The organism is Oceanisphaera pacifica (assembly GCF_017498065.1).
In the GTDB taxonomy this organism is placed as follows: domain Bacteria; phylum Pseudomonadota; class Gammaproteobacteria; order Enterobacterales; family Aeromonadaceae; genus Oceanimonas; species Oceanimonas pacifica.
Map to the genome: position 1 here is coordinate 24,905 of NZ_JAGDFX010000014.1, position 12,764 is coordinate 37,668.

Annotated in this window: 10 protein-coding genes and 1 riboswitch; of the genes, 2 read left to right on the top strand and 8 right to left on the bottom strand. The window is 45.4% G+C overall.

Annotation, left to right across the window (positions count from 1 at the left end):
- Positions 1 to 49: 49 nt before the first annotated feature.
- The 5 genes from J3U76_RS11740 to J3U76_RS11760 form a co-directional block, all read right to left on the bottom strand.
- A complete protein-coding gene (locus tag J3U76_RS11740; RefSeq protein WP_208006166.1) occupies positions 50 to 2,914 on the bottom strand; it encodes an FAD-binding and (Fe-S)-binding domain-containing protein in 2,865 nt (954 codons plus the stop codon).
- Complete coding sequence (locus J3U76_RS11745; protein ID WP_208006167.1) at positions 2,914 to 3,567, bottom strand: LutC/YkgG family protein; 654 nt, start codon at positions 3,565 to 3,567, stop codon at positions 2,914 to 2,916. Before J3U76_RS11745 ends, J3U76_RS11740 begins: the two co-directional genes overlap by 1 nt.
- The gene (locus tag J3U76_RS11750; RefSeq protein ID WP_208006168.1) at positions 3,567 to 4,985 is read right to left on the bottom strand and encodes a LutB/LldF family L-lactate oxidation iron-sulfur protein; all 1,419 of its coding nucleotides are present in this window, start codon (positions 4,983 to 4,985) and stop codon (positions 3,567 to 3,569) included. Before J3U76_RS11750 ends, J3U76_RS11745 begins: the two co-directional genes overlap by 1 nt.
- Positions 4,975 to 5,748, bottom strand: coding sequence for a (Fe-S)-binding protein (locus J3U76_RS11755; protein ID WP_208006169.1), 774 nt, complete (start codon positions 5,746 to 5,748; stop codon positions 4,975 to 4,977). Before J3U76_RS11755 ends, J3U76_RS11750 begins: the two co-directional genes overlap by 11 nt.
- Before the next feature lie 93 nt (positions 5,749 to 5,841).
- Positions 5,842 to 7,542, bottom strand: coding sequence for an L-lactate permease (locus J3U76_RS11760; protein ID WP_208006170.1), 1,701 nt, complete (start codon positions 7,540 to 7,542; stop codon positions 5,842 to 5,844).
- A gap of 161 nt (positions 7,543 to 7,703) precedes the next feature.
- Here J3U76_RS11760 and J3U76_RS11765 point away from each other — a divergent pair, with 161 nt between their 5' ends.
- Entirely contained in the window at positions 7,704 to 8,624 is a 921-nt protein-coding gene (locus tag J3U76_RS11765; RefSeq protein WP_208006171.1) for a LysR family transcriptional regulator, read from the top strand.
- Positions 8,617 to 9,651 (top strand): Gfo/Idh/MocA family oxidoreductase, encoded by a 1,035-nt coding sequence (locus J3U76_RS11770; protein ID WP_208006172.1) that lies wholly within the window; start codon positions 8,617 to 8,619, stop codon positions 9,649 to 9,651. The genes J3U76_RS11765 and J3U76_RS11770 overlap by 8 nt, the downstream gene beginning before the upstream one ends.
- Before the next feature lie 75 nt (positions 9,652 to 9,726).
- Here the strand turns inward: J3U76_RS11770 and J3U76_RS11775 are convergent, their stop codons facing one another.
- From J3U76_RS11775 to J3U76_RS11785, 3 genes are all read right to left on the bottom strand, one after another.
- Entirely contained in the window at positions 9,727 to 10,203 is a 477-nt protein-coding gene (locus tag J3U76_RS11775) for a YehS family protein (protein WP_208006173.1), read from the bottom strand.
- On the bottom strand, positions 10,196 to 10,483 hold the full coding sequence (locus J3U76_RS11780) for an RNA recognition motif domain-containing protein (RefSeq protein WP_208006174.1): 288 nt from the start codon (positions 10,481 to 10,483) through the stop codon (positions 10,196 to 10,198). The genes J3U76_RS11775 and J3U76_RS11780 overlap by 8 nt, the downstream gene beginning before the upstream one ends.
- Before the next feature lie 219 nt (positions 10,484 to 10,702).
- The gene (locus J3U76_RS11785; RefSeq protein ID WP_208006175.1) at positions 10,703 to 12,142 is read right to left on the bottom strand and encodes a sodium:solute symporter family transporter; all 1,440 of its coding nucleotides are present in this window, start codon (positions 12,140 to 12,142) and stop codon (positions 10,703 to 10,705) included.
- Positions 12,143 to 12,250: 108 nt separating this feature from the next.
- Positions 12,251 to 12,379, bottom strand: a riboswitch (TPP riboswitch).
- Positions 12,380 to 12,764 lie beyond the last annotated feature (385 nt).

Genomic DNA, 12,764 nt, shown 5'->3' on the forward strand with positions numbered 1-12,764 from the left:
TTTTATTTCAAGTCTTATGGTTTACGCCTCACACATTACCCCTTACTCTTCACGGCGCAGCCGCTGCTTCATCTACTAAATACAGAATAGACTCATAGTTAATGCCACTGTGGTGACTTAAGCCCAGTTCACAGGTACGACTGTTGCTAATGCCTCGAGTGCAACCTTTGGGTATTTGCTGCTTTAAGGTAGCCAGTGCCGAGGCGTTGAGCTCGGGTAGGGTAAAGCCTTTATCACCAGCAAAACCGCAGCAGCTGATGTGCTCGGGCACAATCACCTCAGTAGCGCAGCGTTTAGCCAAGGCTAACATCTTATCGGCTAAGCCCATGCGTTGGCTGCTACAAGTAATGTGTAGCATCACCGTCTCATTAATAGGAGTCAGCGGTAAGTGCTCTAATGCGTATTCAAGTACGAAAGTAATCGGTTCATAGACAGTCAACTTCTGGCTACCTTCCTTTTGCTCAACGCGGCTTTTATTGAAGCTATCTACACTTTGTTTAGCGCAGGGGCTGGTATCCATGAGTATTGGCCAGTGACCTTGTTCAGAAGCTTGCCATAATGCTTGTTCTAACTCTTGTACCTTGTTATCTGCTACATCAAACAACCCCTTGCTTTGATAAGGCATACCACAGCACAGGCTATGAAGCTGCGAGGGTATGATCACCTCAAAGCCTGCCTTGGCGAGTACCGACAGTGTTACTTCTGTTAAAGAGCGGCTGTCGGTAGCCTGCTTCGATTGCGCTAAGGTCCGGCTGGCGCAAGAGGGGAAGTACACCACTTTTTTAGCTGTCGATAGCTTCTTCGGCTGCTGGCTCAGCTGAGTTGCTACTGATGACTGAGCTGAGTTTGCTGCCGGTAGTTCAGGAAACCACATAGGAAGTTTGTTACGGCTAACATAGCGTAAACTGCTATTGAAGCGAGCCATGGCTTGGTTACCGACCACTTTACTAATGCTATTCGCAGTATTCAAACCTATGGCTACGGCTTGAGTGGTACCCGTAAAGTGTGCGGCAGTCCAACGAGCAATAGGCTGAAATTTCTGATAACGCGCCGTACGTAGTTTACGAACTAAGTCGCCAGTGTTGATGCCGACCGGGCAGCGCTGCTCACACAAGCCGGTGGCGGCACAAGTATCAACTCCTTGATATTCAAATATCTGCTGTAAGTTATCATCTATTATTTCATGGTTTGCCTGGCGGCGTTGTAGCTCTCGGTACAGCACAATGCGCTGGCGAGGCGTTAAGCTTAAGTTTCGAGAAGGGCAAACGGCTTCACAAAAGCCACATTCAATGCACTTATCAACGAGAGGTTCTGCAGGTGGTAGCGGCTTTAAATGTTGCAGGTGAGCCTTAGAGTCTGCATTAACAATAACGCCTGGGTTAAGAATGCCTTGTGGATCAAACAAGGCTTTTATTTGTTGTACTAGCTGGTAGCCATCTTTTCCCCATTCAAGCTCAACAAAGGGCGCCATATTACGGCCAGTACCATGTTCGGCTTTGAGTGATCCTTGATATTCAACGGCAACCAACTGAGTTACCGCCGCCATAAAGTCACCGTAGCGTTGGCGTTCGCTCTCACTATCAAAGCCCTGAGTAAATACAAAATGCAGATTACCAGCTAAAGCATGGCCAAAGATGATGGCTTCGGTATAACCAAACTGTTCAAATAACTGGTTGAGTTTACGCACCGCAGCTGCAAGATGTTCCACGTGAAACGCTACATCTTCGATAACCACAGTGGTGCCAGTTTCACGCACAGCTCCCACCGCAGGAAACATACCTTTACGCATTGCCCATAGGTTTGCGCATAAGGTTTTATCTTGAGTAAAAGCAACTTGATTCAGGCGAGAAAAGCGCTCGATGGTGGTCATGGCGTGAGCGCAGCTTTGCAGTAATTGCGCTTCGGTTTCGCTCCGTACCTCTATCAATAAGGCGGCAGCCTCTAAATCTAACTGCTTAATAAAATCAGGCATACCTGGGTTATCAGCAATAGAACGCAATGCTCGGCCATCCATCAGTTCCACTGCCGCTACCTGAGTGTTAGCCAGTTCGGTGACGGCCAAACAAGTGGTTTCTATATCGGGATACACCAGCAGACAAGAGGCTTTAAAAGCAGGGTCAGAAACTGTGTGATAAGTAATATCATTAATAAACCCCAAGGTGCCTTCGGAGCCAATCATTAAATGGGCGAGCATATCAAAGGGATCAGTAAAATCGAGCAGGGCGTTGAGGCTATAACCTGTGGTATTTTTTAGCCGATATTTATGGTGGATCCGCTCACTTAAAGCTGGGTTATTAAGTACCGTATTATGTAATTGCTCAAGCCCCGCCAGTAACTGTGGTTGTTGCTTAGCAAATGCCGCTTTGCTTAACTCGTCTCGGGTATCAAGATAAGTACCATCGGCTAATACCAAACTTAAGCCAGCTAGCGTACGATAAGAATTCTGAGCCGTACCACAACACATACCAGAGGCGTTGTTAGCTGCAATGCCCCCTACCTTACAACTGTTAATAGATGCAGGATCCGGTCCTATTTTTCGGCCAAAAGGAGCGAGGTATTTATTCGCATCAGCACCAATAACACCCGGTTGCAAGGTGATAGTATTGCCCTGATCACCTATTTCGTAGCCGCGCCAATCATCGGTTAAGGTGATGAGTACAGAGTCTGAAATCGCTTGCCCCGATAAACTGGTCCCTGCAGCGCGAAAGGTACAGTGAATATGATGTTGATTACACAGGGTGACGACATCTATCACTTCTTGAGTGTTCTTTAAGCGTAATACTATCTTGGGGAGCATACGATAAAAGCTGGCATCGGTTCCCAAGGCTAAACATAGCGCAGTATCCGTGATGATCTGCTCGATAGGTAATAAGTTAGTCAATGCTTTCTTTAATAAAGCATAACGAGACACCATTAAATATCCTCCAAAATAAGCACCACCAGTTGCTTCGGCCCATGAGCACCATAGGCTAACGTTTGTTGAATATCGGCCGTTTTAGAAGGGCCAGATATTAGTAGTAGGTTGGTAGGCATACTTTTAGCCCAGCCTTGTTCTTGCATCATTAGCGGGAAATTCGTATGCAGCGTTGAAGCCTTAAGAATAGCAATATGGCAAGGAGGTACTAAAGACAGCGTTCGGGGCTGTATAATTGTTGGCCAAACGACTAAGGTACCCGTAGCGGCTATTGCGCCGTGACACTCAGTAATGCCGGCATCTATTTGGTTAAATAGCTGGTCTTTCCATTGTTCTAATGGTTTATCAAAAGGCACTTGTTCTGTATGGCCTGCTAAGGCTTGAGTTATTTCAGCATGAAACTCTCCGCCAGTACCGGTAGCAATACGCTTAAGTCCCAGCTTGTCGAATTGGCTTTGTAGTGTGGTGATTAACTCTGCATATTTCAGCGTATATACGTTGGCATGATTTTGCTGTAGCAAGTCAACCAGTTTGGTGAGCATGGTATCTTGGTCGGTGATGTCCCAAATAGGATAATCAGGATCATTGACCGGTAATGGCTGAACTTCAGCTTGACGAAGTCGATTAAGAATAGCATTGCGGGCAGTCGACATTATTTATTCCTTTTAGCCATTAGCTCGCGCAAGGTGTTAGCGGCGGGCTTGGGTGCGGTTCGACAACGAGTCCATGGGCCTAGTTTGCGAGGAATAAAACCACGCAAGCGAGTAGCAAACCAACTACTCATTTTATATAAGGAAGGATGACTGGCAAACAGTCCAAAGCTGCGCCAAGCAAAGGCTTCCAAGTTATTTTTGGCGGCACCTTGGCCTCGCAATTCCAGCACATCTGGCCGGGGCTCTTGTTTGGCTTCGCGACGTAGTCTCAACAGCATCTCTGGGATCGGGATCCGCACAGGACAGACTTCACCGCAGGCGCCACATAGGCTAGAAGCGGTGGGCAAGTCTTGTGTGGCCTCTAACCCTATTAGGTGGGGCGAAATAATTTGACCGATGGGGCCTGGGTAAACGGTGCCATAAGCATGGCCGCCAACTCGAGTATAAACTGGGCAGTGGTTCATGCAGGCACCGCAACGAATGCACTGTAGCGTCTTACGCATTTCTTCGTCGGCGAACGCTTGGCTGCGGCCATTATCAAGCAGCACCAAATGCACCTCTTGGGGGCCGTCCAGCTCATCGCTCTTACGTGGGCCACTGATCATATTGAAGTAGGTGGTAATGGTTTGGCCGGTTGCCGAGCGAGTCAGCGCACTATATAGCGGGGGCACATCAGCTAAAAACTCCACTACTTTTTCAATACCCGTAATCGCAATATGCACATCGGGTACTGTAGTACACATACGGCCATTGCCTTCGTTTTCAACTAAACACAAGGTACCTGTTTCGGCCACTGCAAAGTTAACACCTGATATGCCGATATCAGCCGTGCGAAATTTTTCACGTAATACATTGCGGCCTGTTTGAATTAAGAAATCTACATCCAGTGTATGTTTAAAGCCAGGAACGTGTTCATTAAAGATGTCGGCTACCTGCTCTTTATTCTTATGGATGGCAGGCATAATTATGTGAGAGGGTGTCTCGTTATCAAGTTGGATGATGTACTCACCCATATCGCTTTCTAAACAGTCGATCCCCTCTTTTTTCATAGCGTGATTGAGTTCAATTTCTTCGCTCACCATAGACTTGCCTTTCACGGCCATAGTACCGCCATGAGACTGAATAATGTCAGCAAAGAGGGCGTTAGCCTGTTCAGCATTTTCGGCCCAGTGCACGCGAATACCGTTAGCAATACATTTGGTTTCTAGTTGTTCTAATAAAGTTGGCAACTTACTTAGGCAGCGCTGGCGAATAACTTCTGCTCGATCACGGATGGCACTTTCTTCATGGGGATCATCAAAAGCACTTTGGCGTTTATCTCTTAGATAATCCATTGCACCGCGAAAGTTAGCACGCAGCTCAGGATCGGCGAGTGCGGCTTCTGCTTGCGGATGAAATAATTGTGGCTTATTGTGCATTCGTTCCCTCCACGCGGCTCAATATAAATGTGGCTAAATGGGTGCCTTGTAGCTCTTTACCCTGATACTCCAATGCACCATTGATATTGAGTAAGCAGCCCCAGTCAGCACTAATTAATTGACTTGCATTAGTCTCAGTCAGGTGTTGGGTTTTATCTTGTACCATGGCTTCGCTGATGGCTGGGTGCCTCACCGAAAAAGTACCACCAAAGCCACAACACTCACTTTCATAAGATTGTTCACGTAGCTCTACTTGACCCAGTTGGCTTAGTAACTGACGACCAGTGGTATGAACATTCATCTCTCGGCGAGCGGCACATGAGGTGTGTAATACCACCGAAGTTGCTGCGCCTTGGTCATCAAGCTTGATGCGGCATACTTGTACCAAAAATTCAGTTAATTCGAATACACGCTCACTGAACAGGTTGGCTTGCTGCTCATGCTCGCTGCCAGCAAATAATCGACGATAGTGGTGGTGCATCATGCCGCCGCATGAGCCGGAGAGAACGACTATTGGCCAAGGCTCGGGGAACAGTGCCATTTGGCTGAGAGCAATAGTCTTGGCGTCGTCTTCATAACCTGAAGAATAGGCAGGCTGGCCGCAGCATGTTTGTTTGGGGATATAAATAATCTCGACGCCCGTCATCTCCAGCAGTTTAATGGCATCTAATCCACTTTGTGGAGAAAACATATCAATTAAACAGGTGGCATATAAATATACCTTTTTTGGTTTGGCCGGATAGATACGAATGACTGATGACATTGAGTTGTCCTTTTCAGTAGCATAGTTTCAGTTAGTTAATAAAAAGCGAGGACCATAACCATGCTCCTCGCTTTTTGCTCTCATGGAAAGGTTTTAGGATAGGTTAAATAAAGGGTCAGATATTCCTAGCCAGTAAATAGCAATCATTCCAATAATGGCCATAAATACTAAATAATATAGGGTAGGTAATGCAGTTTTACGTAGAGTGATACCTTCTCTTCCTAGAAGCCCGACCGTTGCAGAGGCTGCAACCACATTATGAATGGCAATCATGTTACCTGCTGCAGCACCGACTGCTTGTAGCGCCACCATCATGGCGGTGGACACGCTTAGTGTTTGCGCTACTTCAAACTGAAACTGAGAGAACATCATATTGGACACAGTATTTGATCCAGCAATAAAGGCTCCTAATGCACCGATAACACCACTAATCGCCGGGAAAAAGTCTCCTACTAAGTCCGCCGCGACTCTAGCGGTCATCACTGGCATACTCACAATGTCGGCTTCATTAATACCTGAGTTAATAAAAATACGAACCATGGGGACCGTAAACATCAATACAAACCCTGCACCGATCAGAGTTCGAGATGACTCACTTATTGCTGGCACTATATCTTTGAGTGAGCGAGTTTGTATTAATACAGCGACCAAAGAGACCATTATCAGGATACCACCAGGTAAGTACAAAGGTTGGATACTTGCACTTACACCTGCCTCACCTAAAATATTGTTAAAAGCCATGCTCCAGCTAGTCAACCACCCTTTGACAGTATCATTTGTTCTACTGATAACGAGTAAAATGGGTAGTAGTAGATAAGGAAGCCAAGCTAACGCTAAGTTGACTGGCTTTTTCTTTAGATCATCGGTATTAATTACGAGCGACCCCAACCACTCTTTAGGCCAAGCTTTATCATCTGGGAAGTCAAAGACGGTTTTAGGAGTTAAGAACCCCTTACGTGCTGCTGGTACAACAATCGCTAGTGAAACTAATCCACCTATTAAAGAGGGAAACTCTGGGCCTAAAAAGATACCTGTAATAGCGTAAGGGATAGTAAATGCTAAGCCTGCAAAAACGGCGAAGGGAAGTATATTAACCCCTTCTTTCCAGCTTTTATTTTTACCGAAGAACCGTGTTAGCATCATAGACATGAACAGCGGCATTAAAATACCAATAATAGCGTGAGTCACAGACACATAGCTGGTTACTGTTTGTAGGTAGGCCTCCCAGCTTGAGCCATTTTCAGATAAGGTATTACCAATAGCGTTACTATCAACACCAGATGTGACCCCTACAACTATCGGAGTTCCTACCGCACCAAAAGAAACGGGTGTACTTTGAATCATCATACCCATTAGTACAGCCGCGAGAGCAGGGAAGCCCAACGCAACCATTAACGGAGCAGCCACAGCTGCTGGTGTGCCAAACCCAGAAGCACCCTCTATAAAACACCCGAAACACCAAGCTACAATAATGGCCTGCACACGTCTATCAGGAGATATAGCAGTGAAGCCGTTACGTATACTGGTAATTGCTCCTGTGTGCTTTAAAGTATTGAGTAGTAATATGGCACCAAAAATAATCCACAGTAAAGAGATAGAAACGACGAGCCCTTGTAAACTAGAAGCTATTACTCGTGTCACTGTCATATCCCAAGCGAATAGAGCTACTAGGGCAGTTAAGATAAATGCCAAAGGCATAGCTCGTTTAGCCGGCCATTGTAGACCTACTAGTAAAACAGCAGCGAGCAAAATAGGCGTAAAAGCCAATAGTGCTAGCAGAGAGTTATTAAGCATAAAGTGTTCCTTCCTTGGTAAGATATTGCTAACAATGAGTTACATCTGACAGTAGTAATGCATGAGCACAGTAAGTGTTAACAGCATGTAACCATAAATAGTTGTTTTTTGTGGATATATAGAGGTAAAGAAAATCACTATTTCCAAAAGTGGATGAATAAATGCCGAAAGTTGATGATTTAGTGTTATTCGCTCAAGTTATTGAGCTGGGGTCGTTCAGCAAGGCTGCTGAAGTAAATGAGCTAACTAACTCTGTAGTGAGTAAGCGTATTGCTCGGTTAGAGAGAGAGCTAGGAGCTACGCTTATTTACCGTACTACAAGGCGCTTGAGCTTGAGTAAGGCTGGCCAAGTTTTGTATCAACAAGCACAAGTTATCGCTCAAACATCAAGGGAGGCGTTTGACTCTGTTATCGACTTTAATCAGTCTTTACAAGGCCACATTAAAATATCCGTACCCACTATTTCTGGTGAGTTAGTATTGGCTGAAGCGATTGCTGAGTTTTGTGAGCTACATCCGGATATCTCCGTTGATATGTCGTTAGATAATCGCTTTGTTGACCCAGTTAATGAGGGGTATGACTTGGTGATCAGAACTGGACACTTGGAGGACTCGAACTTGGTAGCGCGTCATATATTGGAGTCCCGTTGGGTCATATGTGCAGCACCTAAATATATTAGTTGTCATGGGATGCCTATGCAGCCTGAAGACTTATTAAAACATAACTGTCTTATTTACAGCTATCAGGAAAGTGGCGCTCGAGATTGGTTATTTACGCGAAACGATACAGTTTATCCTTTGCGGGTGAATGGAAGCTTCTCCACTGATAATGCTGCAGCCTTACGAAAAGCAGCACTAGCAGGACATGGTCTTGCTTATGTACCTCGTTGTTTGGTATACCCTGATTTGCAGGCAGGTACTTTGGTGGAAGTTTTACCCTATCAGGTAGGTAAAGTATTGGGTATTTATGCTGTTTACCCATACAGTCGTCAACCACCCCGTAGAACTAAAATGTTAATTGAACATATCCGGTCTCGCTATTTGGATATAAAGCACTACTTTAACGAGGTTGATCATGATTAAAACCGCCATTGTTGGCTATGGGCAGTCCGCGAGTATTTTCCATTTGCCATTTATAGACAGCCTGCCAGATTTTGAGCTGGTGGCTATTAGCACTTCTAAACCAGAAAAAGTGGCTCAAGAATGGCCAGAAGTGAAAGTTTATACTGATGTTGATCAGATGCTGGCTGAAGCAAATGCTGATTTAGTGGTGATTACAGCCCCTAACGAAGTGCATTATGAATTGGGGCGCAAGGCATTAAATATGGGCTTGCATGTGGTAATGGAAAACCCAACCGTCACCCAACTACACCAAGGTGCCGAGCTAATGCGCTTAGCTGAAGGCCAAAAACGTTGCTTGATCCCGTTTCATAATCGCCGTTGGGATAGTGACTTTGTAACACTACAAGCGTTATTAAAAGCAGAAACTCTAGGGCCTATTCATGGTTTTGAATCTCACTTTGATCGCTTTCGCCCCAGAGTTAGAGCAGAGCAGCCAGGTGTGGGTGCCGGTGTGTGGTTTGACTTAGGCGGGCATCTTGTTGACCAAGTATTAGTGCTATTTGGTAAACCGCAATCGGTAACGGCGCGTTGTTTGTCTATGCGGCCGGGATCTGAGGTGACGGATTATTTCCATGTGCAGCTGCATTATCGTGATAAAGAAGTGGTACTTCACTCTAGTCCTTACCACCCTGGGCCTACCTTGCGCTTCAAGCTACAAGGCGAGTTAGGTTGTTATATTAAGCGCGGGTTTGATCCTCAAGAAGAGCGTTTACAAAATGGCATAGTACCGGATTCTCCTTTCTTAGCTAAAGAGGCGGTGGATGATTACGGTATTTTCTATTCTGATGATGATGCACAAGTGATTGAGTCTGAAATTGGTGGTTATCGTTATTTCTATCAGGCAACGGCACAAGCTATCCGTGGCGAAGCGCCACCACCGGTTAGTATGCAAGACGCACTCGATGGGCTGAATATTATTAACTTGGCTGAAAAAAGCTCCGCAGAGGGAAGAACTGTCCCTTTAACTGCAACCAGCTTTAGAGAGTAAGGTTATAATAGCACCAAGCTAAATAAAAAAGGCCGAGCATAATGCTCGGCCTTTTTGTTGCGTTAACAGTGTAGACTACTCAGCGCTTTGATTGCGTTGTAGTGCCAACCCTTGTAAGAAGTTACGCAGAAATTGGTCACCACAAGCTTGATAATGTTTGTGGCCGACTTTGCGAAATAATGAGGTTAACTCAGGCTTTCTAATTTCAAAACCGGCTAAAGAGAGCAGGCCAAGAATATCTTCTTCTTTTAGCTCAAGTGCTACTCGTAGCTTTTTAAATACCTGATTATTAATCGGTTCGGCAGAGGTATCAGCTTTAGGTGCGGGGCCACCTTCACGTGGGCCACGATTTTTTAGGATCAAACCATCTAAAAAGCCTAATAGCTGCTCGTTGCTACAGCTGTGGTAATTGTCATCTTCTTCTTTAGCCAGTAATGCTAAAAAATCAGCTTCGTTTATGGTGATGCCACCTAAATCAAACAGGGCCAGAGACTCGTGATCTTTAAGATTAAGAGAGTAGCGAATGCGACGTAAGATATCGTTATTAGTCATTTTTTTTAGTCTCGCTTATGTTATCGGCTGCTATATTCGGCTTTTCTTCTGCTTTTTTAACACGAATTTTTTGTCCGTCTACTTCAATGCCGTTCAGATTTTTGATGGCCGCTTTAGCTTGTGCAGGGTTTGGCATAAAGGCAAAGCCAAAGCCTTTGGAATTGTTGGTGTTAGGATCCATTATTAAATGAAAATAGTGCACTAGGCCATAAGGAGCCAGCAGCGCCAATATTTGTTGTTCTGTGGTGAGGCGAGATAGGCCTCTGATCATAATTTTCATGGTGTCTCCAAATGACGCCGTCGCGCCTTACCTTCAGTGATAGGTCGGTAATAAAATAAAAAATAGGCTTAGAGTGAACGCTGTAATATCGCGCACTCAAGGGGTCGCGAGTGTAGCAGTTTGCGTGGCTAACGTCTGCCTGCTTATCGGCTGAAGTGCCGCATTTATCGATTAAAAAAGCCGACCTAGCGGTCGGCTTTATGTGTTATTTATGAGCGATTAGTTTTCAAAGCTACGAATACGTTGGCGTAAAATTGAGAAATCAAATAACTGCTGAGTCGGTATGAGTAGTAGCAAAATAGAAACCAGTACCGGTACTAAGCTTGCTAATAAGAAAGACTCAAGTAGGTAGTTAATTTCAGCTCCTGGTGCAGGGAACAGCCACAAACCTGCTACCAAACCAGCTGCAGTACTCAACACGGCGTTATAGCTTTGGTAGCGAGCACTGTAAAAGCCAAAGAACACAGGGAAGGCTGCTGCACAGCAGAGTAGGTCGGCTAACAAGAATAAATACAGCACACTAAAGCCTTGTGAGGCGACTAATAGCACCGGAATAGAGAGTAAGACAATTAGCCAGCGCGATAAGCCCAGCAATCGGTTCGCACTAAATGTGGGTAACATACGGCGCAAATCCACCACCATCATGCTGGAAATACCACTGATGGTTGAGTCGGCACTACTCATAATAAGTGCTAGACCAAAAGGTAGCAGGCCAATTGCAAACCAAAGCGGAACATTAGATAGCAAGACGTTAAACAAAGCGACTGAGCCACTGCCGGGTAGCTCTAACCCAACAAAGGCCAAACCAAACAAGCCCATAATAAAGATAAATACAAAGCTGACTAAACCGCTCACAATAAAACCGTTACGAATGGCTTTATTGTCTTGAGCAGCAAAAATACGCTGCCAGGTTCCTTGGTAAAATAGCCCTGTGAGTACCACGGCAATAAAGAAGGTAAGACCCGATTTAAAACCAGACATATCAAAAGGGTTAAGCAGTTGGGGAGCTTTTTCTTTTAGCCCACTAACAGTGGGTGCAATGCCGCCAATGGCTTGCCAGCCAAACATAATCAGTAGTAGCAAAAAGGGCAGTATCACCAGCATTTGTACGCGATCGGTAAAAATAGTGACGCGTAAGCCGCCGTATAAGGTATAGAGCAGGGTGGCTACCATTACTATGCTGGCCGTTATCCATAAAGGCACAGGAGCAAGCAACTCTACCATTTTGGCAATCGCCGTTAAGCCCGCCGTTAGTGAGATGAACATATAAAACATCATGATTACCATCACGAATAAATACATAGTTTTACCGTAACGGTGCAGTACAAACTCCGTCAGCGTGTGACCTTCTGGGATCAGTTCACGCAGGCGCTTACCTAAGGGGATCATCATAAAGCGAGGGGCTAAAGAGCCCAGAGCATAACCGGTGACGGCGCCAATTCCTCCCCAAGTTGCGGCTTCAGCAGGGCCAAATAAAATCCAGGTGCCTAATGAGGTGGCGAGTAAGGTTAACATAGTCGCCAGCCCACCTTGGCTATTACGCGCCACAATAAAGCTTTCAAGGTTATCTTGTTGGTGGCGCGCATAATAGAGGCCGGGAATGGCAAAAAAAGCGGCAAAAAAGCAGAGCCAGAGAATGGCTTCAGTCATACTTAGCATGTGTTCTCCCTTTGCCTAAAGTAGGCAAGCATCATGATTACTGTCAGTCATTGACGGTTATATGGGCGATAGTATGCCGAGTAATAATAAGCCGCGCAGGGGAGAGTGAGGATCAGTCATTTCCTTCCCTTCGCCGGCATTACCCGGATCAGGTTCGAAGGGTTACCGCTGCAAATAGCGGAATCTCAGCCAAGTTCGATGCTATTTACAACACCTTAGGCCCCCCTAGGAATATTCCAGAGAGTAAGAATAAATATGATGCTTGTCAAATATCTAAAAAAGTGAAGAGTGGGCGTGAAGGGGACGAGATAGCACCAAGCTAAGAGAAAAACCAACACCGAGACTACTTCTGCAACGCTTCTTTGTTATGAGAATCACGGAAGAGCACGAAAAGATAGTGATCAGATCTGAAGGGAGCCTTATTGGTAAAATCTAGGGCAAAGATCCGAATCCTGTAGATACTCTGTTGGACGTCAAGGTTTTGCGCTACATTGTTATGCGGCCCTTATTTCGTCTTTGCGAGCGTAGCGCGGCAATCCATTTCGAAAGAAAGCGCTACATCTAACGCTGTACGCCATACGTTAAAGAAAAACTACGATTTTGTTTTTTTTCGTCAGGCTCT